26 protein-coding genes are annotated in these 26534 nt (G+C 72.7%); 14 read left to right on the forward strand and 12 right to left on the reverse strand.

Annotated features, from left to right (window positions below; genetic code table 11):
• Positions 1-184: 184 nt before the first annotated feature.
• From ACIO6U_RS35945 to ACIO6U_RS35955, 3 genes are read right to left on the reverse strand one after another with little or no spacing between them, the layout of a single operon-like run.
• Positions 185-1342 carry an Mrp/NBP35 family ATP-binding protein gene (locus ACIO6U_RS35945; RefSeq protein ID WP_355348575.1) on the reverse strand — a complete coding sequence of 386 codons (1158 nt, stop codon included), beginning with the start codon at positions 1340-1342 and terminating at the stop codon, positions 185-187.
• 32 nt (positions 1343-1374) lie between these two features.
• Positions 1375-2094 carry a DUF1003 domain-containing protein gene (locus ACIO6U_RS35950; RefSeq protein WP_401725646.1) on the reverse strand — a complete coding sequence of 240 codons (720 nt, stop codon included), beginning with the start codon at positions 2092-2094 and terminating at the stop codon, positions 1375-1377.
• Positions 2081-3514: a magnesium transporter MgtE N-terminal domain-containing protein gene (locus ACIO6U_RS35955; protein ID WP_391161645.1), complete on the reverse strand. Its 1434-nt coding sequence runs from the start codon at positions 3512-3514 to the stop codon at positions 2081-2083. Before ACIO6U_RS35955 ends, ACIO6U_RS35950 begins: the two co-directional genes overlap by 14 nt.
• A gap of 186 nt (positions 3515-3700) precedes the next feature.
• Between ACIO6U_RS35955 and ACIO6U_RS35960 the strand changes: the two genes are divergently transcribed.
• Positions 3701-4426, forward strand: coding sequence for a hypothetical protein (locus ACIO6U_RS35960; RefSeq protein WP_355348581.1), 726 nt, complete (start codon positions 3701-3703; stop codon positions 4424-4426).
• Between the two features lie 14 nt (positions 4427-4440).
• Here ACIO6U_RS35960 and ACIO6U_RS35965 read toward each other — a convergent pair whose 3' ends face one another.
• Positions 4441-4956 carry a hypothetical protein gene (locus ACIO6U_RS35965; RefSeq protein WP_401725650.1) on the reverse strand — a complete coding sequence of 172 codons (516 nt, stop codon included), beginning with the start codon at positions 4954-4956 and terminating at the stop codon, positions 4441-4443.
• A gap of 201 nt (positions 4957-5157) precedes the next feature.
• On the opposite strand from ACIO6U_RS35965, the gene ACIO6U_RS35970 reads away from it, so the two are divergent.
• Positions 5158-6117, forward strand: coding sequence for a DMT family transporter (locus ACIO6U_RS35970; RefSeq protein ID WP_401725653.1), 960 nt, complete (start codon positions 5158-5160; stop codon positions 6115-6117).
• A gap of 48 nt (positions 6118-6165) precedes the next feature.
• Here the strand turns inward: ACIO6U_RS35970 and ACIO6U_RS35975 are convergent, their stop codons facing one another.
• Positions 6166-7302 (reverse strand): magnesium and cobalt transport protein CorA, encoded by a 1137-nt coding sequence (locus tag ACIO6U_RS35975; protein WP_355348587.1) that lies wholly within the window; start codon positions 7300-7302, stop codon positions 6166-6168.
• A gap of 376 nt (positions 7303-7678) precedes the next feature.
• Here ACIO6U_RS35975 and ACIO6U_RS35980 point away from each other — a divergent pair, with 376 nt between their 5' ends.
• The 4 genes from ACIO6U_RS35980 to ACIO6U_RS35995 all read left to right on the forward strand — a co-directional run bounded on the left by ACIO6U_RS35980 (position 7679) and on the right by ACIO6U_RS35995 (position 11025).
• Positions 7679-8272: a suppressor of fused domain protein gene (locus ACIO6U_RS35980; RefSeq protein WP_401725656.1), complete on the forward strand. Its 594-nt coding sequence runs from the start codon at positions 7679-7681 to the stop codon at positions 8270-8272.
• Positions 8273-8385: 113 nt separating this feature from the next.
• Entirely contained in the window at positions 8386-9024 is a 639-nt protein-coding gene (locus ACIO6U_RS35985; protein ID WP_355348593.1) for a DUF6758 family protein, read from the forward strand.
• A 325-nt stretch (positions 9025-9349) separates the two neighbouring features.
• Positions 9350-10207, forward strand: a complete 858-nt coding sequence (locus tag ACIO6U_RS35990; protein ID WP_401725659.1) for a PHP domain-containing protein — start codon at positions 9350-9352, stop codon at positions 10205-10207.
• Positions 10208-10416: 209 nt separating this feature from the next.
• Positions 10417-11025 (forward strand): MarC family protein, encoded by a 609-nt coding sequence (locus tag ACIO6U_RS35995; RefSeq protein WP_188284666.1) that lies wholly within the window; start codon positions 10417-10419, stop codon positions 11023-11025.
• A 121-nt stretch (positions 11026-11146) separates the two neighbouring features.
• Here the strand turns inward: ACIO6U_RS35995 and ACIO6U_RS36000 are convergent, their stop codons facing one another.
• The 3 genes from ACIO6U_RS36000 to ACIO6U_RS36010 all read right to left on the reverse strand — a co-directional run bounded on the left by ACIO6U_RS36000 (position 11147) and on the right by ACIO6U_RS36010 (position 14583).
• A complete protein-coding gene (locus ACIO6U_RS36000) occupies positions 11147-11287 on the reverse strand; it encodes a hypothetical protein (protein ID WP_355348600.1) in 141 nt (46 codons plus the stop codon).
• Between the two features lie 93 nt (positions 11288-11380).
• Positions 11381-12292, reverse strand: coding sequence for an alpha/beta fold hydrolase (locus ACIO6U_RS36005; protein WP_401725663.1), 912 nt, complete (start codon positions 12290-12292; stop codon positions 11381-11383).
• Positions 12293-12426: 134 nt separating this feature from the next.
• A complete protein-coding gene (locus ACIO6U_RS36010; protein ID WP_401725680.1) occupies positions 12427-14583 on the reverse strand; it encodes a DEAD/DEAH box helicase in 2157 nt (718 codons plus the stop codon).
• A 529-nt stretch (positions 14584-15112) separates the two neighbouring features.
• On the opposite strand from ACIO6U_RS36010, the gene ACIO6U_RS36015 reads away from it, so the two are divergent.
• Positions 15113-15841 (forward strand): ferritin-like fold-containing protein, encoded by a 729-nt coding sequence (locus ACIO6U_RS36015; RefSeq protein WP_355348606.1) that lies wholly within the window; start codon positions 15113-15115, stop codon positions 15839-15841.
• 72 nt (positions 15842-15913) lie between these two features.
• Here ACIO6U_RS36015 and ACIO6U_RS36020 read toward each other — a convergent pair whose 3' ends face one another.
• The 4 genes from ACIO6U_RS36020 to ACIO6U_RS36035 form a co-directional block, all read right to left on the reverse strand.
• Positions 15914-16192, reverse strand: a complete 279-nt coding sequence (locus ACIO6U_RS36020) for a hypothetical protein (protein WP_355348609.1) — start codon at positions 16190-16192, stop codon at positions 15914-15916.
• A 137-nt stretch (positions 16193-16329) separates the two neighbouring features.
• A complete protein-coding gene (locus ACIO6U_RS36025; RefSeq protein WP_188281577.1) occupies positions 16330-16560 on the reverse strand; it encodes a DUF3107 domain-containing protein in 231 nt (76 codons plus the stop codon).
• Positions 16561-16715: 155 nt separating this feature from the next.
• Complete coding sequence (locus ACIO6U_RS36030) at positions 16716-17357, reverse strand: TetR/AcrR family transcriptional regulator (protein WP_355348614.1); 642 nt, start codon at positions 17355-17357, stop codon at positions 16716-16718.
• A gap of 154 nt (positions 17358-17511) precedes the next feature.
• On the reverse strand, positions 17512-17778 hold the full coding sequence (locus ACIO6U_RS36035) for a hypothetical protein (protein ID WP_355348617.1): 267 nt from the start codon (positions 17776-17778) through the stop codon (positions 17512-17514).
• Between the two features lie 183 nt (positions 17779-17961).
• Here ACIO6U_RS36035 and ACIO6U_RS36040 point away from each other — a divergent pair, with 183 nt between their 5' ends.
• From ACIO6U_RS36040 to ACIO6U_RS36070, 7 genes are all read left to right on the forward strand, one after another.
• On the forward strand, positions 17962-18981 hold the full coding sequence (locus ACIO6U_RS36040; RefSeq protein WP_401725668.1) for an alpha/beta fold hydrolase: 1020 nt from the start codon (positions 17962-17964) through the stop codon (positions 18979-18981).
• A 21-nt stretch (positions 18982-19002) separates the two neighbouring features.
• Positions 19003-20445: a DUF3152 domain-containing protein gene (locus ACIO6U_RS36045; protein ID WP_401725671.1), complete on the forward strand. Its 1443-nt coding sequence runs from the start codon at positions 19003-19005 to the stop codon at positions 20443-20445.
• Positions 20446-20566: 121 nt separating this feature from the next.
• Complete coding sequence (locus tag ACIO6U_RS36050) at positions 20567-20665, forward strand: Ms4533A family Cys-rich leader peptide (protein ID WP_355348626.1); 99 nt, start codon at positions 20567-20569, stop codon at positions 20663-20665.
• A 170-nt stretch (positions 20666-20835) separates the two neighbouring features.
• Complete coding sequence (locus ACIO6U_RS36055; RefSeq protein WP_391052843.1) at positions 20836-22554, forward strand: ABC transporter substrate-binding protein; 1719 nt, start codon at positions 20836-20838, stop codon at positions 22552-22554.
• A 3-nt stretch (positions 22555-22557) separates the two neighbouring features.
• Positions 22558-23628 carry an ABC transporter permease gene (locus tag ACIO6U_RS36060; RefSeq protein WP_401725674.1) on the forward strand — a complete coding sequence of 357 codons (1071 nt, stop codon included), beginning with the start codon at positions 22558-22560 and terminating at the stop codon, positions 23626-23628.
• Positions 23625-24614, forward strand: coding sequence for an ABC transporter permease (locus ACIO6U_RS36065; RefSeq protein WP_355348635.1), 990 nt, complete (start codon positions 23625-23627; stop codon positions 24612-24614). Before ACIO6U_RS36060 ends, ACIO6U_RS36065 begins: the two co-directional genes overlap by 4 nt.
• Positions 24611-26359, forward strand: coding sequence for a dipeptide ABC transporter ATP-binding protein (locus ACIO6U_RS36070; protein ID WP_401725677.1), 1749 nt, complete (start codon positions 24611-24613; stop codon positions 26357-26359). The genes ACIO6U_RS36065 and ACIO6U_RS36070 overlap by 4 nt, the downstream gene beginning before the upstream one ends.
• The last annotated feature ends 175 nt before the right edge of the window (positions 26360-26534 follow it).

A 26534-nucleotide genomic window follows, 5' to 3' on the forward strand; every position in this document is an offset into this window, starting at 1 on the left:
GCTCGGGCCTGGCGGGGGCGGTGCACCGCCCGCGCCCCCTTTCCGGGTCGGCCCCCCCCCCGGGGGCGCCCCCCCCCCCCCCGCGGCCCCCCCGGGGGGGGGGGGGGGGGCCCCACCCCCCCCCCCCCCCCCCCCGCCGTCCCGTACGCTCGGCGGCCGGGCCGCCCGCCCGGCCGCCGAGCGCTCAGAACTTGTTGCGCGGGGTGATCCCCAGGGACATCCCCGCCAGGCCGCGCTGACGGCCGCCCAGCTTGCCCGCGATGGACCGCAGGGCAGCGCCCGCGGGGGACTCGGGGTGGCTGAGCGCCACCGGACGCCCGTCGTCGCCGCCCTCGCGGAGCCGCACGTCGATGGGGATCTGCCCGAGGACGGGCACGGTCGCGCCGGTCATCCGGGTCAGCCCCTCGGCGACCCGCTCGCCGCCGCCCGAGCCGAAGACGTCGATGACCTCGTCGCAGTGCGGGCACGGCATGCCCGCCATGTTCTCCACCACGCCGACGATCTTCTGGTGGGTCTGCACGGCGATCGACCCGGCGCGCTCGGCGACCTCGGCCGCCGCCTGCTGCGGGGTCGTGACGACCAGGATCTCCGCGTTCGGCACGAGCTGCGCGACGGAGATGGCGATGTCACCGGTGCCGGGCGGCAGGTCGAGCAGCAGCACGTCGAGGTCGCCCCAGTACACGTCCGCCAGGAACTGCTGGAGCGCGCGGTGCAGCATCGGCCCGCGCCACACCACCGGCTCGTTGCCGGGGGTGAACATGCCGATCGAGATGACCTTCACGCCGTGCGCCGACGGCGGCATGATCATGTTCTCGACCTGGGTGGGCCGGCCGTCCGCGCCGAGCATGCGCGGCACGCTGTGCCCGTAGATGTCCGCGTCCACCACGCCGACCTTCAGCCCGTCGGCCGCCATCGCCGCCGCCAGGTTGACCGTCACCGAGGACTTGCCGACACCGCCCTTGCCGGACGCGACGGCGTAGACGCGGGTCAGCGAGCCCGGCTGGGCGAACGGGATCTCGCGCTCCGCCTGCCCGCCGCGCAGCGACGACGCCAGGCCGCGGCGCTGCTCGTCGCTCATCACGTCGAGCGTGACCTGTACCGAGGTGACCCCGGCGACGCCCTCGACCGCCGCCGTGACGGCGTTGGTGATGGTGTCGCGCATCGGGCAGCCGGACACCGTGAGATAGACGGTGACGGCGACCGAGCCGTCGGCGCCGATGTCCACGGACTTGACCATGCCGAGGTCGGTGATCGGTTTGTGGATCTCCGGGTCGTTCACCGTCGCGAGCGCGGCGCGCACGGCGTCTTCGGTCGGCGTGGAGACTGCGGTGTCGGTAGCCATACGTCGATGGTACGGCGGTGGCCGAGCGCCGTTCAGCGCCCCCGGCCGTCGCCTTCGTCACTGCCCTCGTCGTCGGAGCCGGGGTCCGAGCCGGGGCCGGAGTCGGGGCCCGTCCCGGAGCCGTGCCCGCCGTCCGTGCCGCGCCTGGCCTCGGGGCCGCGTTTGGTGTGGGTCCTGCCGCCGCTGGGCCTGCCGCCGGGGCTCGTGCCGTGGCCGCCCCCGGCCTGCCGGTCCTCGATCTCCTTGAGCAGGTCCTGGAGTTCGGAGCGGATCCAGTCGCGGGTGGCGACCTCGCCGAGGTTCATCCGCAGCGCCGCGACCTCGCGGGTCAGGTACTCGGTGTCGGCGATGCTCCGCTCGCCCTGCTTGCGGTCCTGTTCGAGGTTGACCCGGTCCCGGTCGTCCTGCCGGTTCTGCGCGAGCAGGATCAGCGGGGCCGCGTACGACGCCTGGAGGGACAGCATCAGGGTCAGGAAGATGAACGGGTAGTTGTCGAAGCGGATCGACGGCGGCGCGAAGATGTTCCACAGCACCCACAGGATGATGAGGACCGTCATCCAGACGATGAACCGTCCGGTGCCCAGGAAGCGGGCCACGCGCTCGGAGAGCTTGCCGAACGCCTCCGGGTCGTACGTCGGCAGCAGGCTGCGGCGCGGGGCGCGCGGCTGGTCGAGCCGCACGCGGGGGCGCGAGGTGGCGGTCGCGCCGGGCGGGTGCCGGAAGCGCTCCCGGTCGCGGTCATCGGCCGCCATCGTCGCCCACCCCCGTCATGCCGCCCCGCGCGTCGTCGTCCGCCGCGTCGTCCGTGCCGTCGTCCGTCATGTGGTGCCCGTGCGGCCCGACCGCGCCGTGCAGATCCGTCTCGCGCCAGTCCTCGGGCAGCAGGTGGTCCAGCACGTCGTCCACCGTGACCGCGCCCAGCAGCCCCCCGGTCGCGTTCACCACGGGCGCCGAGATCATGTTGTACGTCGCCAGATAGCTGGTCACCGCGGGCAGCGGGGTGTCGGGCGTCAGCGGCTGGAGGTCGGTGTCCACGATCGAGGCGAGCAGCGTGAACGGCGGGTCGCGCAGCAGCCGCTGGAAGTGCACCAGACCCAGGTACTTGCCGGTCGGCGTCTCGTCCGGCGGCCGGCACACGTAGACCTGCGCGGCCAGCGCGGGGGACAGGTCGGGGTTGCGGATCCGGGCGAGCGCGTCGGCGACCGTGGCGTCAGGGCGCAGCACGATCGGCTCGGTAGTCATCAGCCCGCCCGCGGTCCGCTCCTCGTACGACAGCAGCCGCCGTACGCCCGCCGCGTCCTGCGGCTGCATCAGCGTGAGGAGTCGTTCCTGCTCGTCCGCGGGCAGTTCGGCCAGCAGGTCGGCGGCGTCGTCCGGGTCCATCGCCTCCAGGACGTCCGCGGCGCGCTCCTCCTTGAGCTTGCTGAGGATCTCCACCTGGTCGTCGTCGGGCAGCTCCTCCAGGACGTCCGCCAGCCGGTCGTCGTCGAGCGCCGCGGCCACCTCGCCGCGCCGCTTGGGCGACAGGTGGTGCAGGACGTTCGCCAGGTCGGCCGGGCGGAGCTGTTCGAAGGTCGCCACCAGGTTCTCCGCGCCCTGGCCGTCCTCGGCCAGCCGGAAGCCGGTGACCGCCGACCAGTCGACGGTGAGGGTGGCTCCCTTGCGGCGCAGGGCCCCGGGCCTGCCGCGGCGGACGAAGACCTTGTCGATCTCCCAGTCGCGGCGGGCCGGGAGCTGGGTCATGGAGACGTCGAGGACGGTGACCTCCGCGCCGGACTCGCCCGCGCCCGCGTCCGCCGCGCCCTGCCCGCCGTCCCCTCCGGCGTCCTGCCCCGCGTCCTGCCCCGGGTCCTCGGCGACCAGGCGCACCCGGCGGTCCAGCAGCTCGCCCAGCACCAGCGTCTCGGTCGGCCGCTGCTCGAAGCGGCGCATGTTCAGCACCCCGGTGGTGATCACCTGGCCGGACTCGACCCCGGTGACCCGCGTCATGGGCAGGAAGATCCGGCGGCGGCTGACCACCTCGACCACCAGGCCGAGCACCCGCGGCGGCCGTCCGCCGACCCGCAGCATCACCACGACGTCACGGACCCGGCCCACCTGGTCGCCGTTCGGATCGAAGACCGCGACGCCCGAAAGATGGGAGACGAAGACCCGCGGGCTGCCTGCGGCCATCGGGGGGCCTCCTACCGGTCCACGGAGGGCTGCTCCGGTCCACTCGTCATCCGTCGCCAGGCTACTCCCAGCCGATCTTGCCCGCCCCACGGGGTGCTCGCCGGGGGTACCGTGCGGTAGCTTCTGGACGCCTCCCCGGACCCGTCCGGGGTGCCCCCCGCCGTCTCCGCAGGAGGACGAGAACACGTGTATCCCGGCCGCCGGACCGCAGCCGCCGCTCTCGGAACACTGTGCGCGGCGACCGTACTCACCGGATGCCTCGGCTTCGGCGGCGACCCCGACGCGGGCACCAACGGCGTCGCCAAGCTGCCGCCGGCGACCGTCGAGCAGAAGGCGAAGACCGCCGCCGAGACCGCGCCGACCGTACGCCTGGCGGGCACGGTGATCAGCAAGGGGCAGAGCTTCCGGCTCGACATGCGGCTGCGGGACAACGGCGGCGTCGGCGAGGTCACCACCAAGGGCACGACCTTCCAGCTCCTGCGGGTCGGCGCCGACCTCTACCTCAAGGCGGGCGCCGACTTCTACGGCGACGCGGGCGCCGACAAGAACGGCAAGGCCGCCGCCCAGAAGCTCGACGACAAATACGTCAAGGTGCCCACCGACGACCCCGCGTACAAGCAGTTCAGCGGCTTCACCGACAAGAAGGTGCTGCTCGCCGACCTCTTCGTGCTCGACGGCGACCTCAAGCTCGGCGACCACCGCAAGGTCGGCGACACCAGGACCGTCGCCCTCAACGGCACCAAGGGCGGCTCGCTGGACGTCTCCCTCAAGGGCACGCCCTACCCGCTGCGCTACCAGCGCGCGGGCAACGCGGGGACGCTCACCCTCTCCGACTGGGGCGAGGACTTCACGCTCGCGGCGCCGAACAAGTCCTCGGTGGTCGACTACGGCAAATCGGTGACGACGAAGTAGCCGGGCCCGGCGCGCTACGCCTTGCGGCGGCGGGCCAGCAGCTTCGGCAGACCGGCCGGGACCGGATGCCGGGTCGTGGCCGGGGTCGCGACCGGGACCGCCGCGCCGGAGGCGTCCGGCATCGCGCCGGGGTGCTCGACGGGAGCGCCCTCGGGCGCCAGCCGGAAGACCCGGCAGTCGCGGGCCCAGCGCTCGGTGACCGTCTCGGCGTCGACGGAGTTGAGCCGCTTGCCCTTCAGCTCCGCCACGGCCGCCTCCCACGCCTCGCCGCTCGGCGGCAGCAGGGCGACCAGGGCCGTCCAGGCCACCAGCCGCCCGCCCTTGTCCTTGCTGCGGACGACGACCGTGGCGCGCCCGCCGTCGGCGAGCCCCGGCGGCAGCGGCTGCTCGACGGGCCCGCCGCCGACCACGCACATCGCGCCGTCCACCCACGCGTGCCACAGCGCCTGGCCGTCCACCCACACCAGGCCCGACTTCTTGGTGGCCTCCTCGACGAGGGCGGTCTGCTCTGCGCTCACAGCGGTCGTCATGCCGCCACTTTAGGCGCTGGCCACAGGCGGCGGACCCCGGCCGGTATCACGGTACGGACCGACAGGTACGTGGACCCGCCATGGGCCTTACGCTGGTGGCTGCCGACGGGCGCGGCACCGTGTCCGCCCCCGGTGTCGGACGCTCCGGTGTCCGACCCTCGGCCGTCCCTGTCACCGCACCGCGTCCGCCTGAGGAGTCCCGTGACCGCCGAGCCCGCCGCCGCGCTTCCGCTGCCGGACACCGGTACGGGGCCCGCCGCCGCGGGAGGGCCGGGCGCCGAGCCCGCCGCCGCGCGGACGCTGGACTTCACGCTGCTCACCGTGGCCATCGCCAGCGTCTCGATGTCGGCCCCGCTGATCGCCTCGACGGCCGCGCCCGCGCTCGCCATCGCCTTCTGGCGGAACGCGATGGCGGTCGGCGTCCTCAGCCCGTTCGCGCTGTGGCGGGGCCGCGCCGAACTGCGGCGGATGGGCCGCAGGGCGCTGACGCTCTCGGTGCTCGCCGGTGTCGTGCTCGCGCTGCACTTCGGGCTGTGGCTGCCGAGCCTGTCGATGACGTCGGTGGCCACCTCGACCGCCCTGTGCACCACCACGCCGATCTGGACCACGATCATCCTGCGGATACGCGGCCACCGGCCGCCCCGGCTGGTGTGGGTGGGCACCGCGCTCGCCGTGGCGGGCGTCGTCATCCTCACCGGCATCGACCTGTCCACCGACACCCGGGCCCTCGCGGGCGACGCCCTGGCCCTCGGCGGCGGCATCGCCGCCGCCGGATACGTCCTGCTCGGCTCCGAGGTGCGCAGGACCGCGAGCACGACCGCGTACACCTACGTCTGCTACGCGACCACCGCCGCGGTCCTGCTGGTCACCTGCCTGGTCTCCGGTTCCGCGCTCGGCGGCTACGACGGCCGTACGTGGCTGAAGATCGCCGCCCTCACCGTCGTCGCGCAACTGCTCGGGCACTCGCTGCTCAACCGGGTGGTACGCGGCCTCGGCCCGTCCACCACCTCCACCGCGATCCTGCTGGAGACGCCGGGCGCGGCGCTGATCGCCGCGCTGTGGCTGGGCCAGATCCCGGCCTGGTCCGCCTACCCGGCGCTCTGCGTGATCCTCGTGGGCCTGGCCCTGGTGATCCTCGCCGACCGCAGGAAGACCGCCTGAGCGCCGCGCGCACCCGCGTCGGAGCCGGGGTCAGAGCCGGAGCCGGGGTCAGAGCCAGCCGTTGCGCCGGAAGCCGCGGTGGATCACGTAACAGATCGCCACGATGCCGATCAGCACGGTCGGATAGCCGAACTTCCAGCGCAGCTCCGGCATCGTGTCGAAGTTCATCCCGTACACGCCGGTGATCATCGTCGGGACGGCCAGGATCGCCGCCCAGGCGGTGATCTTGCGCATGTCCTCGTTCTGCACGACGGTGGCCTGCGCGAGGTTGGCCTGGAGGATCGAGTTGAGCAGGTCGTCGAAGCCCATGACCTGCTCGTGGACGCGGGCCACGTGGTCGGCGACGTCGCGGAAGTACTTCTGGATCTCCGGGTCGATCAGCCGCATCGGCCGCTCGCCGAGCACCTGCATCGGCCGCAGCAGCGGCGCCACCGCGCGCTTGAACTCCAGCACCTCGCGCTTGAGCTGGTAGATCCGGCCCGCGTCGCCGCCGCGCGACGGCTTGCCGTTCTCGGCCGAGAAGACGTCGATCTCGACCTCGTCGATGTCGTCCTGCACGGCCTCGGTGACGGCCAGGTAGTCGTCCACGACCTGGTCGGCGATGGCGTGCAGCACCGCGGACGGGCCCTTGGCCAGCAGCTCGGGGTCGTCCTCGAGGCGGTGCCGCAGCGAGCGCAGCGAACCGTGGCTGCCGTGCCGCACGGTGATCACGAAATACCGGCCGGTGAAGACCATCACCTCGCCGCTCTCCACCACCTCGCTGGTGGCGGTCAGCTCGGCGTGCTCGACGTAGCGGATCGTCTTGAAGACCGTGAACAGCGAGTCGTCGTACCGCTCCAGCTTCGGCCGCTGGTGGGCGTGGACCGCGTCCTCGACCGCCAGCGGGTGCAGGCCGAACTCCTGGGCGATACCGGCGAATTCCTGCTCGGTCGGCTCGTGCAGACCGATCCACACGAAGCCGTCGCGCCCGTCGCACTGCTCGCCGCTGCGCCCGGCCCGCACGCTCGCCAGCGCCTCGCTGAGACCGACGGTGTCGCTGCACCGCACGCCGTCGCGGTAGACCGCGCAGTCCACCACCGCGCTGCCGGCGGCGGAGACGTCGTGAGTCGGCCCGTAGTCGTAGGACGCGGTGCTCTTGCGCAGCGCGGGGCGTACGACAGCGCGCAGATCACGGATCATCGACATGGCAAGCTCCTTCACGGACTGGCCGACGGCATCACGCCGCACTGAATGCTGATCAGGACGGGATCAGTACTGGCTGATCACCAGGCAGTTCAGGGCGCTCTTCCGACGCGGATTCGCTCCGCGGGCAGATCGTGAGGATCGTGAGGTCACGCGTTTCACGGCACAAGGGCCGGGTAAGTAGCGCGCAGGCTCACATCACGGGACGGCGTTCGGAAGAGCTGCCGGTACTGCACGGTCGACTCGGATCCACTGCAGTCCCCACCTCCTCCGGCCATGCCCCGCTGGGGGATGTCGTATATGAACACCCCACCTTAGCGCGTCCGCGTGCCCGCTCGACCGCGCTTGGCCGGTTCCATACGCGATCTATGCTCGCCGCATGGGTGATCTCCTGACGCTGGTCGAGGCGCGACTGCGCTCCGCCTTCGGCGCGCCGGACGCGCGCGCCGCCGTGACGTTCCTCGGCGTCGACCGCATCGAAGTACTCCGCTACCGCGACGGTGACCTGCTGCGATACGCCACCCTCGGGATGTCGGCGCAGCCCATGAACGAGCCTCTCGCCACCATCGCCGATCCCGTACGCGGCCCGCGCGCCGAACTGCTGCTGTCGGTACGCGCCGGTGTGGCCGAAACCGACAAGGTGCTGCGGCCGCTCGCCGTACTCGGCGCCTCTCCGCAGGTCGAAGGGGTCGTCGTCGCCCCCGGCAACTCGCTGGACGTCGGCGAGCCGCTCTGGCCGGGCGCGCCCTTCTCCGCCGTGCTCGTCGCCGAGGGCGGGGGCCTGGTCGAGGATCTGGTGCTCGACGCCCTCGACCCGGCGCCCGACCCCGTCCGCTTCCTGCCGCTGCTGCCGATGACCCACACCGAGGCCGCCTGGAAGCGGGTGCACGGCGCCGCCGCCCTCCAGGAACGCTGGCTCTCGCACGGCACGGACCTGCGCGATCCGCTGCGCGGGGCCGTGGCCCTCGGCTGATCCGGGCCGCCGGTCGCGGCCGCGTCCCGCGCTCCGCCAGGCGCGTGGTGTCGCTGAACCACCTGGGTGATCGTCCTTGACGGGGGCACGGACCCGGAGGACCGTTGGTCGTTATGAGGGGCGAACCCAGTTGCCCGAAGTGCGGTGGCAGGGTGCGAGCGCCCGGCCTCTTCGCCGACTCCTGGCAGTGCGACGAGCACGGGACCGTGTATCCGCTGCAACCCGTCGTGCCCCCGAGCGTCGAGGCGCTCGGCGTCGTGGTGCACCGCGCCCAGGTGCCCGTCTGGATGCCGTGGCCCCTGCCGGTCGGCTGGCTCTTCTCCGGTGTCGCCGCCGCGGGTGACGACCGCAGCGGCGGGCGGGCCACCGCCGTGGCCTGCTCGGGACCCGGGCCGCTCGGCGGACCCGGTGAACTCATGCTCATCGCCGAGGAGTTGGGCGTCGGGCTCGGCGCCCGTCACGCCGGGATTCCCGGGCCCGATCCGGGGCCCGGCATGTGCGTCGACAAGCCTCCGCACGCCAAGGTGCTCGCCGCCGGGCGGCCGACGCCGCTCTGGCACGTCAACGGCGCTCCCGACGACCGTGTCGTCTTCGCCGGCGAGGCCCGCGGGCTCTGGCTCTGGGCCATCGTCTGGCCCGAGCAGACCGGGCTCCTCATGTACGACGAGCTCGTCCTCACCGACCTCCGCGACGCCGGGGCCGAGGTCGACATGCTCCCCTGCGGCGCCCTCTCCCCCCGCCTCCTCGCCTAGCCCCTCCCGGGGGGCCACCCCCACCCGTACCCCCGCCTTGCGCAAGTCGGTCCCCCCCCGGGGCGCGGCGACCCCCCACCGGCCGGTGGTCCGGGGACAACCGGATTGCCCCGCTGGGGCGGGTGGTGACCTGCGGGAGCGTCGTGGCTGGTGGCGCAGTTCCCCGCGCCCCTAAAAACCAGGCCCTCCCGCAGCCTGGGCGAAAGACGTGCGCCACGTCAGGGGCGGGGGGTTGCGGGGTGGCGGAGCAGCGGCGGGTGGGGTGGGGGGAAGGCTTATGCTGGCGGCTGGCCGAGAAGACACTACTGCCCAGCGGAGCGCCCCGGTGCGGATTGATTTGCACGCTCACTCCACCGCGAGTGACGGCACCGACGCGCCCGCCGAGCTGGTGCGGAACGCGGCGGGGGCCGGTCTGGACGTCGTGGCGCTGACGGACCACGACACGGTGGGCGGATACGCGGAGGCGACGGCGGCGCTGCGCGAGCTGACGGTGCCGTTGACGCTGGTCACCGGCGCGGAGCTGTCCTGTCGGATCGACGGGATCAGCATGCACATGCTGGCGTACCTGTTCGACCCGGAGGAGCCGGAGCTGCACCGGGAGCGGGAGCTGGTACGGGACGACCGGGTGCCCAGGGCGCGGGCCATGGTGGCGAAGCTCCAGGAGCTGGGCGTGCCCGTGACCTGGGAGCGGGTGGCCGCCATCGCCGGGGACGGCTCCGTCGGCCGCCCCCACATCGCGACCGCGATGGTGGAGCTCGGCGTGGTCCCCACCGTCTCCGACGCCTTCACGGACGACTGGCTGACGAACGCCGGGCGGGCCTACGTACCCAAGCACGAGCTGGACCCCTTCGACGCGGTACGGCTGGTCAAGGGCGCGGGCGGCGTCACCGTCTTCGCGCACCCCGGCGCGCACAAGCGCGGCGAGACCGTACCGGAGTCGGCGATAGCGGAACTGGCGTCGGCCGGGCTCGACGGCATCGAGGTCGACCACGTGGACCACGACGCCCCGACCCGGGCCCGGCTGCGGGCCTTCGCGGCCGAGACGGGGCTGCTCGCCACCGGGTCGAGCGACTATCACGGCAGTCGCAAGACCTGCCGTCTCGGCGACTGCGTCACCGACCCGGAGGTCTACCGCGAGATCGCCCGGCGGGCGACGGGCGCGGTGCCCATCAGCGCCGTCTAGCGCCGCTACGTGACCCCGCTCCTCGCTCCGGGGAGCCCCCGGGGCCCCCTTCCGCGCCCGCGGCGCGGTGCGTTTTCCCGCCCCCAGCCACCCGTGCGGAGGTGACGTCGGCTGACGGCCTCCCCGTGGCCGCGGCCCGGTGGGCCCGTCCCCCACACGCCGTCTGCCGGGCGCAGCCCGACCCGCACCCCTCACCAGAAAGTCGCCCCATGTTCGACGTCACCCTCTTCGGGTCGGTATTCGTCACGCTCTTCGTGATCATGGATCCGCCCGGTATCACGCCCATTTTTCTCGCGCTGACCTCGGGGCGCGCCACGAAGGTGCAGCGCCGGATGGCGTGGCAGGCGGCGCTGGTGGCGCTCGGGGTGATCACGGTGTTCGGGATCTGCGGGCAGCAGATCCTCGACTATCTGCATGTGTCGGTGCCCGCGCTGCGCGTGGCGGGCGGGCTGCTGCTTCTGCTGATCGCGCTGGATCTGCTGACCGGGAAGGCGGACGAGCCGACGCAGACGAAGGACGTGAACGTCGCGCTGGTGCCGCTGGGGATGCCGCTGCTGGCGGGCCCCGGCGCGATCGTGACCGTGATCCTGGCGGTGCAGCACGCGGACGGGTTCGGTCAGCAGATGTCGGTGTGGGTGGCGATCATCGCGATGCACGCCGTGCTGTGGCTGACGATGCGGTACTCGCTGGCGATCATCCGGCTGATCAAGGAGGGCGGTGTGGTGCTGGTGACCCGGCTGTCGGGCATGCTGCTGTCGGCCATCGCCGTCCAGCAGGTCGCCAACGGCATCTTCGGCTTCATCCACGGCGAGGGCTGAGCCCTCCTGCGGCCCCGCCGCGGCCCCCCGTGGCCCCCGCCGGGCCCCCGGACACGCGAAAGCGCCCCGTACGTCTTCATGTACGGGGCGCCGATGCGGTGGGCCAGGCCCTGTGGTGTCGTCAGTCCGCGGGGCGGATGTAGATGCGCTGGCCTATGGCAGCGGCCTGCTGCACGATCTTGTTGACGGCGGAGGCGTCCACGACGGTGCTGTCCACGGCATTGCCGTTTCGGTCGTCGAGTCGCATGATCTCGAAGCGCATGGGGCTTCTCCCTTCGTCGCTCGTTACATGTGTAGTCAACCAACACCCCCTCGAAAACATTCCCTAGACTAAAGAAACACTTTCTCGATCTAATTACTCACCGGTAAGGCTTGTGCCGTCGGCCCCCGCGCCGCCGGTCCAGAAGGCGATCAGCGCCGCCGCCGTCTCGGCGGGACGCTCGGTGTTCGGCGAGTGCTCCGCGCCCTTGATCACCGCGCGCTCGGCGCCCAGCCGAGTCGCCATCGCGTCCATCCACGACGGCGGCCACACATGGTCGACCTCGCCCGAGATCACCAGCTTCGGCAGCGGCCCGGCCGCTGCCAGCTCGTCCACCCGGTCCGGCTCGTCCATCAACTGCCGTGCGGTGACAGCGAGTTGCTCTGGCAGCGTGGTCACCCAGCGGCGGTGCAGAAACGCCTCGACGGCGGGCGGGGTGTCCGGCTGCTCGCCGTTCTCCGCGTCCATCGACCGCATCGCCTGCCAGACGGCCTCCAGATCCATCACCGGCAGCACATCGATCAACAACTGGGTGCGGGTCTGTTGTTCCTCGGAGATCGCACCCGGACCCGTGCTCATCAGCGTCAACGACGCCCACGCGCCGGGACCTTGGTCGATCACCGCCGCCCGTACGACGAGACCGCCCAGCGAGTGGCCCAGCAGATGCACGGGGCCGCCCCCGCCGGCCGCCGCGAGCGCCGCCGTCTGCGCGACCACGTCGGCCGCCAACTCGCCCTGCGCGTAGGCGCTCTCCTCACGCGGGCCGCCCGACTCGTACTGGCCGCGGCCGTCCACCGCCACCACCCGGAAACCGGCCGCCGACAGGGGGGTGAGCAGCGGGAGGAAGTCCTCCTTGCTGCCGGTGAAGCCGGGCACGAGCAGCGCGGTGCCGCGCGGCGGGGCGTCGGCGGCGGGGGAGGCGTCGAGTACGGCGAAGGATCCGCGGGCCGTCTCCAGCCGATGGGCGGACACGTTCTCCGGCAGATCCAGGGCAGTGGGTCGGCTCATGAACCGAGATTACGCGGTGCATATGTCCGACAGGTTGCCTCCGCCCGATCCCGGTGTCCCCGGCACGCGAACGCCCCCGGCCGAGGGACCGGGGGCGTTCGTCCGTACGGGTGCGGCGGCGGAGACGGCCGAGGTCAGCCCTCGTCCGCGGCCGTCGCGGCGACCGCCTTGCGGGTACGGCGGCGCGGGGTCTTCGGCGCCTCGTCCCCCGCGGTGGCGGGAGCCGGTACCTCGGCGACCTCGACCGCCGCGGCAGCGGCGGCGGCGGTCTTGCGGGGCGCCCGCTTGCGCACCGGCTTCGGCGCGTCCGCGGTGCTCTCCGCCTCCGGCGCGACCGCGGGTGCGGGCACCTCGGCGGTGACGGCCGTCGCGGCCTTGCGGGTGCGGCGGCGCGGTGTCTTGGGCGCCTCGTCCGCGACCGGGGTGACCGGGGCGGCGGTCTCCTCGGGCTCGCCGTTGAGGATCGAGCGGCGGGCCGGGCGGCGGGCGGCCTTGGGCGCTTCCTCCTCGACCACCGGGGTCACCGCGGCGGGCGCCTCGGCGACCGCCTTGCGGGTGCGGCGGCGCGGCGTCTTGGGCGCCTCGTCCGCGACCGGGGCGGCGGTCTCTTCGGGCTCGCCGTTGAGGATCGAGCGGCGGGCCGGGCGGCGGGCGGCCTTGGGCGCTTCCTCCTCGACCACCGGGGTCACCGCGGCGGCGGCCGGAGTCTGCGCACCGACCGGCTCAGCGGCGGCCTTGCGCAGGCGGCGGCGCGGTGCCTTGGGGGCTTCCTCGGCGACCGGAGCGGCGGGGACCGGCTCGACAGCCGTCACCGTCTCCACGGCGACCGCCTCGGGAGCGGCGCCGCGCGTACGGCGACGGCGGCGCGGGGTGCGGGGCGCGGCCACCTCGTCCGTACCGGGCTGGGAGACCGCGACGGCGGACTCCACGGCCTCGGCGCCGACGGCCGACGTGGGGGCCGCACCGGACGCGGCCTCGCCACCGCGGGTGCGGCGGCGCTGGCGCGGGGTGCGCGTACGGGCCGGGCGGTCCTCGACGGGCGCGGCGGCGGGCTTGCCGCCGGCCGGCCGACGGCCGTTGCCGCGGGCGCCGCGGCCACCGGTCTCGCCCAGGTCCTCGACGACCTCGGCGTCGAGACCGGCACGCGTCCGGTCCGCCCGAGGCAGTATCCCCTTCGTGCCGACCGGGATGCCCAGCAGCTCGTAGAGGTGCGGAGACGTCGAGTACGTCTCCTCCGGGTCGTTGAAGGACAGCACCAGCGCCTTGTTGATGAGCTGCCAGCGCGGGATGTCGTCCCAGTCGACCAGCGTGATCGCGATACCCGAGGCGCCCGCGCGGCCGGTGCGGCCGATGCGGTGGAGGTAGGTCTTCTCGTCCTCGGGCGTCTGGTAGTTGATGACGTGCGTGACGCCCTCGACGTCGATACCGCGCGCGGCCACGTCGGTGCAGACCAGCACGTCGACCTTGCCGTTGCGGAACGCCCGCAGCGCCTGCTCGCGCGCGCCCTGGCCGAGGTCGCCGTGGACCGCGCCGGAGGCGAAACCGCGCTTCTCCAACTGCTCGGCGACGTCGGCGGCGGTCCGCTTCGTACGGCAGAAGATCATCGCGAGACCGCGGCCCTCGGCCTGGAGGATGCGCGAGACCAGCTCGACCTTGTCCAGCGAGTGGGCGCGGAAGACGTGCTGCGTGGTGTTCGCGACGGTCGCGCCCTCGTCGTCCGGCGCGGTGGCGCGGATGTGGGTGGGCTGCGACATGTAGCGGCGGGCGAGGTTGATCACGGCGCCGGGCATGGTCGCGGAGAACAGCATCGTCTGCCGCTTGACCGGCAGCATGCCCATGATCTTCTCGACGTCGGGCAGGAAGCCCAGGTCGAGCATCTCGTCGGCCTCGTCCAGGACGAGCGAACGGATGTGCTTGAGATCGAGCTTCTTCTGGCCCGCGAGGTCCAGCAGGCGGCCCGGGGTGCCGACGATCACGTCGACGCCCTTCTTGAGCGCGTCGACCTGCGGCTCGTACGCCCGGCCGCCGTAGATCGCGAGCACGCGTACGTTGCGGACCTTGCCGGCCGTCAGCAGGTCGTTGGTGACCTGCTGGCACAGCTCGCGGGTGGGGACGACGACCAGGGCCTGCGGGGCGTCGGTGAGCCGGTCGGCGGTGGCGCGCCCGGCCTCGACGTCGGCGGTCACGGTGACGCGCTCCAGCAGCGGCAGACCGAAACCGAGGGTCTTGCCCGTGCCGGTCTTGGCCTGGCCGATGACGTCGTTGCCCGCGAGGGCGACCGGGAGCGTCATCTCCTGGATCGGGAAGGGGGTGACGATGCCGACGGCCTCAAGGGCCTCGGCGGTCTCGGCCAGGATGCCGAGACTGCGGAAAGTCGTGGTGGTGGACAGGATGCTTGCCTCTTCTGTGAGACGCGGCACTGTGCGGCGAGGGGGGTCGAGCGGCCGTGTCGCGGAAAAGACGACGCCGGTCACTGACCGCGCAGAGGTGTCGTACAGCCGTGGGCGGCTGTGCAGCGCGGGACCGCTGCCCTCGCTCGTGTCGCGAGTGGGCCCCTCCCGATGTCAGGAGGGCGGTCGGTGTCGGAGCCGATCGGGCCACCGACCGGGCATCCAGGTGTTGCATACGTCGCCCGCCGAGGATCGGAAGCAAGCCGATTTTCGGCGGGTGCAATACCACTCTACCCCGGAAACACGTAGCTGCACCCGATCAAATGTTTCGTTCGGGACGGCACCGGCACGTCATCGGCCTGTCACCGGCCCCGCGAAGATCACCGCACGGGTGCGTACGGGCCGCTCCGACTTGGCTATTGTGCCCAGCATGGAGACGCCTGACGAGAACACCACGCCCGCCACCGGAATCGCCGCCCAGGACTGGACCGCCGCGTCCGCGGACCCGCAGTACCGGGCCGCCGTCGTCGATCTGCTCGGGGCCCTGGCGTACGGCGAGCTGGCCGCTTTCGAACGGCTCGCGGACGACGCGAAACTCGCGCCGACCCTGGAGGACAAGGCGGAGCTGGCCGCGATGGCCGCCGCCGAATTCCACCACTTCGAGCGGCTGCGCGACCGGCTCACCGAGATCGGCGAGTCGGCGAACAAGGCGATGCAGCCCTTCGGCGCCGCGCTCGACGAATTCCACCGGCAGACCGCGCCCTCGGACTGGCTCGAAGGGCTCGTCAAGGCGTACGTCGGCGACTCCATCGCCTCCGACTTCTACCGCGAGGTCGCCGCCCGGCTCGACACCGATACGCGCACGCTGGTGCTCGCGGTGCTGGACGACACCGGGCACGCGACCTTCGCCGTGGAGAAGGTGCGCGCGGCCATCGCCGCCGAGCCGCGCGTCGGCGGGCGGCTCGCGCTGTGGGCGCGGCGGCTGATGGGCGAGGCCCTGTCGCAGGCGCAGCGGGTGGTCGCCGACCGCGACGCGCTGTCCACCATGCTCGTCGGCGGGGTCGCCGACGGCTTCGACCTCGCGGAGGTCGGACGGATGTTCTCGCGGATCACCGAGGCGCACACCAAGCGGATGGCCGCGCTGGGCCTGGCCGCGTAACGCCTCACCGCGAAACTCTCCGCCCCGTCACGGCCGGTCCCGTCACGACTCCTGAGGACGCCGGTGGCCGCGTCAGACGCTCGACGCGGTCACTTTGGCGTGGCGGCCACGCTTCGGCGGGCGGGCCAGGACGCTCAGCATGGCCGCCCCCACCGCCAGCGCGGCGGGCAGCGTCGCCTCCGGGTGGCCGGGGCCGACGATCGTGCGGGTGACGAGGCCGCCGAGCAGCGCGGCGATCGGTCCTGTGGCCAGCAGCAGCGGACTCAACGGGAGCCGGAGCGGGAAGAGGCGGGCGGCGGCGTAGGCGGCGCCGAGCCCGAGGGCGACGTAGGCGACGGCTTCCCAGAGCATCGTGATCCCTTTCCGGTGGTACGGCTGGTACGGACCGGTGCGCTCTGGTCCTACCCCTGTGGAGGCCGGGACAAAACGAAGGGCGGCAACCGGTTGCACCGGTTGCCGCCCTTTCGGCCCCTTTCAGGGCCGGACGTTCAGAGCGAAGCGCCGAAACCGACCTTGCGGGCGGACGGCTCGCCGATCTCCACGTACGCGAGCCGGTCGGCGGGGATCAGGACCTTGCGGCCGTGCTCATCCGTCAGACTCAGCAGCTTCGAGGCGCCGGACAGCGCGTCGGCGACGGCCTGCTCGACCTCCGCGACGGACTGCGCGCTCTCGATGTTGATCTCGCGCGGCGCGTGCTGCACGCCGATCTTGACCTCCACGGCTTGGATACCTCCGATGGTCTGGCGGTGTGCGCGGTTGGTTTCGCGCCGTACGCAGCAAAGACTAGCCCGGAGCGGCCGGTGGAAATCCGTACCTCGGCAACGCCGTGAGCGAACAGGCCCGGGGCGACGCGGACGGGCGGCGGGGCACCGCCTCAGTGGTGGCCCTCCGCGCCGTGCAGCGGGAATCCGGCGATACCGCGCCAGGCCAGGGAGGTCAGCAGGTCCACCGCGGTGTCGCGCGGCACGGTGCTCTTGCTCGCCAGCCAGTAGCGGGCGACGACCTGGGAGACACCGCCGAGGCCGACGGCCAGCAGCATCGACTGGTCGCGGGAGAGCCCGGTGTCCTCCGCGATGACCTCGCTGATCGCCTCGGCGCACTGGAGCGAGACCTTGTCGACGCGCTCGCGGACCGCGGGCTCGTTGGTCAGGTCGGACTCGAAGACCAGCCGGAAGGCGCCGCCCTCGTCCTCGACGTACGCGAAGTACGCGTCCATGGTGGCCTCGACGCGCTTCTTGTTGTCCGTGGTGGACGCCAGCGCGGTCCGCACCGAGTGCAGCAGGGACTCGCAGTGCTGGTCGAGCAGCGCGAGGTAGAGCTCCAGCTTGCCGGGGAAGTGCTGGTAGAGCACGGGCTTGCTCACGCCGGCCCGCTCGGCGATGTCGTCCATCGCGGCCGAGTGGTAACCCTGCGCCACGAAGACTTCCTGGGCCGCGCCCAGCAATTGTTCACGTCGGGCCCGGCGGGGCAGGCGTGTGCCGCGCGGCCTCGCCTGAGCTTGCTCGATGGCTGTCACGCCGCCTCCCAAATCTGAAGTGAGGAACGATAGAACACTGCGATGGCCATCGTACTTTTCAGTAACGACCCTGTGCGCCGTGCGGTCGCACATTCTCACTACCTGGAACCTCCGCGCGAGAGCGCCTGCGGAATCCGTCGGTGAGCGGCGACCGTCAGCGGTAGTCGTCCTCGTCCGGCGCGACGACCCTGCGCTGCTCCGCCGCGTCGGCCGGATCCGCCTCTTCCACCTGGTGGGAGGGGCGCGCGATGATCGGTTCGTCGTGCTGCTGGAGCAGTTCCGCGTGCTGTTCCGCGGTGTCGGCCTCCGGCGCTTCCAGATCCAGATCGGTGTCGCGGGCGATCTGGGCGGCGTCGAATTCGTCGGCCTCACGCTCGAAGCGTTCGATGTCCCCGCTACCGTTCCCGGTGTTCTCGGACATGGCCCCTCCTTCTCTTGCCTCACCCTTGAGCCTAGGCGGCCGGGCAGGCGCGTGCATGGCGGCTTCCCGGCCGCGGTGTGCGGCGCGCGCCCCTCGGAGCGCGTGGCGGCTTCCGGCCCTTGCGGAGGTTCTTGTGACCGCGAACACGCGGTCGTACGCGTGATCGTCTCGTAACATTCATCCATGCCCTCGACCGACGTTCCCCAGACGGCCGCAGAACCGGCGGTCGTACTCCCGCCCGGGCCGCGGCTCGCCCCGGGGGAATCGGTGCACACGGCGAGCCTGCCCGGCCTCACCCTGGTGGTCAGATCGCGCGGTACGGACGGGCCGGGGACGGCGCCCGCGCTCTTCGTGCACGGCCTCGGCGGCTCCTCGCAGAACTGGTCGGCGCTGATGGCCGCGCTGGCCGACCGGGTCGCGGGACAGGCGCTGGACCTGCCGGGATTCGGCCATTCCCCGCCGCCCGACGACGGCGACTACTCGATTCCGGGGCACGCGCGGGCGGTGGTCCGGCTGCTGGAGGCCGAGCGGCGCGGCCCGGTCCACCTCTTCGGGAATTCGCTGGGCGGCGCGGTGGCCGTCAAGGTCGCCGCCGCCCGGCCGGACCTGGTCCGCACCCTCACCCTGGTCTCGCCCGCGCTCCCCGAGCTGCCGCCGCAGCGCACCGCCTGGCCCACCGGGCTGCTCTCGGTGCCCGGCGTCCCCGCGCTGTATCTGCGCGCGACGAGGAACTGGCCGGCCGAGCGCAGGACCCAGGAGCTGCTGGCGCTCTGTTACGGCGACCCGGGGGTGGCCGGCGAGCAGGCCCGCGCCGACGCGGTCGCCGAATACCAGCGGCGGATCGAACTGCCGTATTTCTGGGACGTCATGGTGCGTTCCACCCGTGGGATCGTGGACGCGTACACGCTCGGTGGCCAGCATTCGCTGTGGCGGCAGGCGGAGCGCGTCCTCGCCCCTACGCTGCTCGTGTACGGAGGCCGGGACAAGCTCGTCTCGGTCAAGGTCGCCCGCCGGGCGGCCAGGGCTTTCCGCGATTCCCGGCTGCTGGTCATCCCCGACGGCGGCCATGTGGCGATGATGGAGCACCCCGAGCTGGTGGCCCGGGGCTTCCGCGATCTCCAGGACGAGGTCGCGGAAGCCGAGGACGACGGCCGGGGCCGTACGGACGCGGGGCCCGCCGGCGCCGAGGCGACCGGGAGCTGATCGAGGACGTGGGTGGGCGACGTGGGTAAGCACAGCGCGCGGGACGGCCAGGACGGCCGTGACAACGGCATTCCGGGCGCGCCCGGAATGCCGGGCGTCCCAGGACCCCTGCGGCCCGGCGTCCCCGGCAGCGGGCGCCGCCGCCGCGGTCCAGGACCGCTGTCCGGCCACGACACGGGCAGCTTCCCGCAGTACCGGCCGCAGGACCACGGCGGTCCGGCGCCCGCCCACCCCGAGCACCGCGAGCACACCGCGTGGGGCCCGGCCGACGACTGGGCGGCCGACACCGGCCGCTACTCCGGGCCGCCGCGCACCCGCGAGCTGCCCTTCGACCTCGTCGACGAGTGGGCGGAGGACTGGGAGGCGTACGACACCGCGTCCGCGCTGAGCTCCCCGCCCGCGGGACCCGCGCTCGGCCAGGGGCAGGGCCCGTACGCCCGGCACGCGCAGGCGCCCGGCCCCGGCCAGATGCAGGCGCCGGGCCGGCTGATCCCGCGCCCGCGGCAGGAATTCCTCGACGCCTTCGGACCGCAGGAGCCGGAAGGGCCCGCGGACCCGCCGCCCGGCGGCCCGGCCGCCGCGCCCGAGCCGGACCCGGAGCCGGAGGCGGACGGGGGCACGTCCGTGGACACCAAGTCCGGCGGCAAGGGGCGCACGCTCAGCGGGATCGCCGCCGCGGCCGTCGTCACGGTGCTCGCCGTGGTGGTCGCGGGACAGGTCGGCGGAAGTGAGAAACGGCACAGCGAGGACAGCGGCAAGGACACCGCGACGCGCTCGGCGGCCGACGAGGCGTCGCGCTCGCAGGACCGCGCGCCCGGCGCCGCGAGCGCGCCCGCGGGGGCCCCGGCGGCGACGCCCGCCGCCGCCACGTACGACGAGCTGATGGCCAAGCTGTACCCGCTGGACCCGGACCTGAGGCTGTCCGGCGCCTTCAGCACGGTCGGCGGCCACCAGGCCGCGCCGGGCAGGGGCAAGGTCATGCGCTTCCGGGTGGACGTCGAGCGCGGGCTGCCGCTGAACGCGCAGCTCTTCAGCGACACCGTCTTCAAGACCCTGAACGACAGCCGGAGTTGGGGTCACGGCGGACAGATGTCCTTCGAGCGGGTCTCAACCGGCCCCGCGGACATCGTCATTACGCTCGCCAGTCCCGGCACCACCGCGAAGTGGTGCGCGAAGTCCGGTCTGGACACGACAGTTGAGAACGTGTCATGTGACTCCGCGTCAACTCCGCGCACGATGATCAACGCCTACCGATGGGCGCAGGGCGCCAGTACATTCGGCGCCGCGCGGGTGCACGAGTACCGGCAGATGCTGATCAACCACGAGGTCGGGCACCGTCTCGGGCACAGCCACGTCGGCTGTCCCAAGGAGGGCGCCCCGGCCCCGGTGATGATGCAGCAGACCAAATTCCTGTCGCTCGACGGCGGCCCCACCTGCAAGCCGAACGCGTGGCCGTACCCGTAGGCGGAGCCGTCCGCATCCCGTAGGCGCGGACCCGCTCAGCGGTGCAATCCATAAGTGATCGTTTGAGATCGTATTGATCTGGCTTTGACAATTGGTGTCGCGTCGCTGCACGCTTCTGTCCATGCAGCACCACCACGCACATCCGTATGCACGCGCCGGCATCGAGCTGGCGCTCATCGGCGTGGCCGCGCACTGCGTCGCCGACGTTCACTGTCGCTGACCGCATCCAGCCCCACCGCGTAGAGGCCCGGCCGCCGTCCCAGGACGGCGTCTCCTCCGCCACGGGCTGCTCCGGCCGGACCCTTCGGTCCCGCACGTCACGACCCGATTCCGCTTTTCCGCGCGCACCGCTGTGCGCGCCCTTCCTCGCTGCCGCGAAAGGTTCCTCTGATGCGTCAACTGTCCTCCACATCCCGCCGCATAGGCGTGATCGCCGTCGGTCTGGCCCTTGCCGGAGGGGCCGTCGCCTGCGGCCCCAAGAACGGTGACGACGCCAAGGCGGGCGGCGACGGCAAGCCGGGCAAGGGCGGCACGCTGTACGTCCTGAACAACCAGGCGCAGGAGAACTTCGACCCCGCCCGGCTCTACACCTCCGGCGGCGGCAACGTGCCGTCGCTGGTCTACCGGACGCTCACCACCCGCAACCGCGCCGACGGCGCCGCGGGCGCCAAGGTCGTCCCCGACCTGGCGACCACCACCGGCGAGCCCAGCGAGGACGCCACGGTGTGGACGTACCACCTCAAGGACGGCCTGAAGTACGAGGACGGCTCGCCCATCACCACCGCCGACATCAAGTACGACATCGAGCGGTCCTTCGCCGCCGAGCTGTCCGGCGGCGCGCCCTACCTGCGGGACTGGCTGGTCGGCGCGGCCGACTACCAGGGCCCGTACAAGGACCCCAAGGGCCTGTCCTCGATCGAGACGCCCGACGCGAAGACCATCGTCTTCCACCTGAACAAGCCCGAGGGCGAATTCCCGCTGCTCGCCACGCAGACCTCCTTCGCGCCGGTGCCCAAGGCCAAGGACACCGGCACCAAATACGCGGCGCACCCGGTCTCCTCCGGCCCGTACAAGGTGGTCAGCAACGAGAACAACGGCGAGCACCTGGTGCTGAAGCGCAACCCCAACTGGTCGGCCGCCACCGACGACCAGCGCAAGGCGTACCCCGACACCATCGACGTGCAGTCCGGCCTCGACCAGGCCGTGATCAACCAGCGTCTGTCGGCGGGCGTCGGCAAGGACGCGGACGCGGTCACCACCGACACCAATCTCGGCCCGGCCGAGCTGGCCAAGGTGACCGGCGACAAGAACCTCGCCCAGCGGGTCGGCACCGGGCACTTCGGCTACACCGACTACATCGCCTTCAACCCGAAGGTGAAGCCGTTCGACGACATCAAGGTCCGGCAGGCCATCGCGTACGCGATCAACCGCACCACGGTGATCAACGCGCAGGGCGGCTCGTCGCTCAACGACCCGGCCACCACCTTCCTGCCCGCGCAGGCGTCCTTCGGCTACACCGCCTACGACCCGTTCCCCGCGGGCAAGACCGGTGACCCGGCCAAGGCCAAGGAGCTGCTGAAGGAGGCCGGTTACCCCAACGGCCTGACCGTCTCGCTCACCCACGACGTCACCAAGGGCGACGAGCAGGGCCCCGAGGTCGCCACCGCCGTCCAGGAGGCGCTCAAGGCGGCCGGGATCACCGTCAAGCTCGACGGCCAGGAGCACGCGGCCTTCTCCGACAAGATCCACACCCTGAAGACCGAGCCCGGCTTCTTCCTCACCGGCTGGGGCGCGGACTGGCCGTCCGGCGGCCCCTTCCTCGGCCCGATCTTCGACGGCCGCCAGATCGTCAAGGACGGCGCCAACTTCAACAACGCGCAGCTCGACGACCCGGCCGTGAACAACGAGATCGACCAGATCAACAAGATCACCGACCTCAAGGCCGCCGCCGTCCGCTGGGGCGCGCTGGACAAGAGGATCGGCGAGCAGGCGCTCACCGTGCCGCTCTTCCACCCCGTCTACAAGCGGCTGTTCGGCAAGAACATCAAGAACGTCGTGATCAGCGACTGGACCGGTGTGCTGGACATCTCGCAGGCCGCGGTGAAGTAGTCCGTGACCGTCGAAGCACTCTCGGCCGTCTCGGCCGCGGGGGAGGGCGCCGCCACCGCGGCGCCCCCCTCCGGGGCCCGGCAGATCTGGCGGCGGCTGCGCGGACAGCGCGCGGCCCTCGTCGGCGGCGCCGTCATCGTCCTGTTCGTCCTGGTCGCGGTGGCGGCCCCGCTGCTCGCCGCGCTCGAAGGGCAGGACACCACCACCTACCACGCCGACCTGGTCGACTCCGCGGCCGGCGGCGTACCGGTCGGCACCTTCGGCGGGGTCTCCGGCAGCCACTGGCTCGGCCTCGAACCCGGCACCGGACGCGACCTGTTCGCCCGGCTCGTCTACGGCTCGCGGATCTCGCTCGTCGTGGCCCTCGGCGCCACCGTCCTCCAGGTCGCGCTCGGCGTGGCCCTCGGCCTGGGCGCGGGCCTGGGCAACCGGTTCCTCGACAGCGTGCTCAGCCGGATCACCGACGTCTTCGTCACCATGCCCGCGCTGATCTTCGCCATCGCGCTGCTCGCGGTCGTCCCCGACGGCTTCCCGCGGCCCGTGCTGCTGATGCTGGTCCTCGGGCTGCTCGCCTGGGGCGGCATCGCGAAGATCGTCCGCGCGCAGGTGCTCACCCTCAAGTCCCTCGACTACGTGGCCGCTTCACGGCTCGCGGGCTCCAGCCGGTGGCGGACCGCGCGCCGCGAACTGCTGCCCGCGCTCGTCGCGCCCGTCGTCACCTACGCGGCGATCCTGCTGCCCTCCAACATCGTCTCCGAGGCGGGCCTGTCCTTCCTCGGCATCGGCGTCACCCCGCCCACCCCCTCCTGGGGGCAGATGCTCTCCAGCGCCTCGACCTGGTACCAGGCCGACTCCGCGTACGTCCTGCTGCCCGCCCTGCTGCTCTTCGTGACCGTGCTCGCCTTCACCGTCTTCGCGGACGGTGTGCGGACGGCCCTGGACCCGCGGGTCGCCAGCAGGCTGCGGGTGGGGACGGGACGGAAGTCGGCGAAGGCGGACGCGGCTTCCTCGGACACGGCCGCGACGGATACGGCTGGCCGCGCCTCGGGCGCCGAGGCGGTGGACGGCGCGTGATCCGCTTCCTCGGGCGGCGGCTCTTCCAGGCCCTCGTCGTCCTCCTCGTCCTGGCCGCCGTGCTCTACGCGTGCTTCTACCTCGCGCCCGGCGACGCGGCCCGGCTGGCCTGCGGCCCCAAGTGCTCGACCGCGCAGATCGTGCAGATCCGCGGCCAGATGGGCCTCGACGACCCGGTGTACGTGCAGTTCTGGCACTTCCTCAGCGGCATCGTCGCCGGTCACGACTACAGCACCGGCACCGATGTGCTGCACTGCCCGGCGCCCTGCCTCGGCCAGTCTTACCGCACCGGCGAACTCGTCACGTCGATGGTCGGCGAGAAGCTGCCCGCCACCGCGTCGCTCGCCTTCGGCGCGATGGTGCTGTGGCTGGTCATCGGCGTCGGCACCGGCCTGCTGTCCGCGCTGCGGCGCGGCACCGTCACCGAACGGGCCCTGACCGGCTTCACGTTGGTCGGCACAGCGACCCCGGTGTTCATCACGGGCATCCTGCTGCTCCTGCTCTTCTGCTCCTGGCTCCAGTGGCTGCCGTACCCCTCGTACGTCCCGCTCACCGAGGACCCGCAGCAGTGGGCGTGGAATCTGCTGCTGGCCTGGCTCGCGCTCGCCCTGGTGGAGGCCGCCAAGTACGCCCGGCTGACCCGCAGTTCGATGCTGGAGACGCTGGCGGAGGACCACATCCGCACCTTCCGCGCCTACGGCGTCAGCGAGCGGGCCATCGTCGTACGGCACGCGCTGCGGGGCGCGCTGACCCCGGTGATCGCGCTGTCCGCGCTGGACCTCGGCACGATGTTCGGCGGCGCGCTGCTCACCGAGACGCTGTTCAACATCCCCGGACTCGGGCAGCAGCTCGTGCAGTCCGTACAGATCAAGGACGTGCCGGTGGTGGTCGGGATCGTGCTGGTCATGGGCCTGGCCGTCGTCGTGGCCAACGCTGTCGCCGACGTGCTGTACGCGGTGGCCGACCGACGGGTGGTACTGGCATGACCGGGCAACTCACCGACCTGGAAGCCCCGTTGGTGGAGGTCGCGGGACTGCGGATCGAATTCCCCACCGAGGGCGGGGCCGTACGGGCCGTCGACGGGCTGGACTTCACGCTCGGCGCGGGCGGCGCGCTCGGGCTCGTCGGCGAGTCGGGCTCCGGCAAGAGCGCGACCGCGTACGCCCTGCTCGGCCTGCACCGCGGTACGGGCGCGCGGGTCTCCGGGACCGTACGGGTCGCCGGGACCGACGTACTCGGCGCGGACGACGCCGAGTTGCGCGAGCTGCGCGGCGGGGTCGCCGCCATGGTCTTCCAGGACCCGCTGTCCTCGCTCGACCCCTACTACGCCATCGGCGACCAGATCGCCGAGGTCTACCGGGTGCACCACCGCGGCTCGCGCGCCGCGGCGCGGGCCCGCGCCGTCGAGGTCCTGGACCGCGTCGGCATCCCCGACGCCGCCCGCCGGTCCCGCTCCCGGCCGCACGAGTTCAGCGGCGGCATGCGCCAACGCGCCCTGATCGCCATGGCGTTGGCGTGCGAGCCGCGCCTGCTCATCGCCGACGAGCCCACGACGGCCCTTGACGTCACCGTCCAGGCCCAGATCCTCGACCTGCTGCACGAACTGCGGGCCGAGACCGGCATGGGGCTGCTGCTCGTCACCCACGACCTGGGCGTCGTCGCCGGGAGCGTGGACGACATCCTCGTCATGCGGGACGGCGCCGCCGTCGAACGCGGTCCGGTCGCCGAGGTGCTGGCCGCCCCGGCGCACGCCTACACGCGGGCGCTGCTGTCGGCGGTGCCCCGGATCGACCCGCGGCCGACGGACGGCGGGGAGCCGGGCGCGGCTCCCGCGCCCGTGGGCGCGGCGACACCACGCGGACGCGGCGCGCGTACGGGCACGGCCGAAGAGCCCGGCGCCGAGCCCCTGCTGGAAGCGGTCGCGCTGCGGCGGGAGTTCGGCAAGGGACGGCAGCGGCTCACGGCCGTGGACGACGTGTCGCTCCAGGTCAGGGCCGGGGAGACGCTCGGCATCGTGGGCGAGAGCGGCAGCGGCAAGACGACGCTCGGGCGGATGCTCGTGCGGCTGCTCGACCCGAGCGCGGGCGAGATCCGCTACCGGGGCCGGGAGATCGGCGGGCTGGGGGACAAGGCGCTGCGCCCGCTGCGGCGCGACCTGCAAATGGTCTTCCAGGACCCGGTCTCCTCGCTCAACCCGCGCCGCAGCATCGGCGAGTCCATCGCGGACCCGCTGCGGGCGGCGGGCGAGCTGAGCGACAAGGCCGTCGTCGGCCGGGTGAAGGAACTGCTGGAGCGGGTCGGCCTCGACCCGGAGTGGTACCACAGGTACCCGCACGAGTTCAGCGGCGGGCAGCGCCAACGCGTCGGTATCGCACGGGCCCTGGCGCCCGAGCCGAAGCTCATCGTGTGCGACGAGCCGGTCTCCGCGCTGGACGTCACCACGCAGGCGCAGGTCGTCGCGCTGCTCGCGGAACTCCGCCGCGACCTCGGCCTGTCGCTGGTCTTCATCGCCCACGACCTCGCCGTGGTACGGCAGGTGAGCGACCGCGTCGCGGTGATGCGCGGCGGCCGGATCGTGGAGTCCGGCACGGTCGACGAGGTCTACGACGCGCCTCAGGACCCGTACACCAAGGGCCTGTTGGCGGCCGTCCCGGTGCTGGACCCGGCCGAATCCGCGGCCCGCAGGGCGGACCGCAGGGAACTGCGGAGCGTGATGGTGACCGCACCTTAGGTCACATCAACGCGTGGCAGTGTGAGAAGTTACGCCCGTTCACCCCTTTTGGTGGGGGGGGGGGCGCCCCCCCCCCCCCCCCCCCCCCCCCCCGGCAAAACAAAAGACCGCCGGCCGGCGCCCCGGCCGCGGGGGGCCCCCCCCCCGCCCAAACCCGGGGGCGGGCCCCGGGCGC

Source organism: Streptomyces sp. NPDC087422 (genome assembly GCF_044744145.1).
Taxonomy (GTDB): domain Bacteria; phylum Actinomycetota; class Actinomycetes; order Streptomycetales; family Streptomycetaceae; genus Actinacidiphila.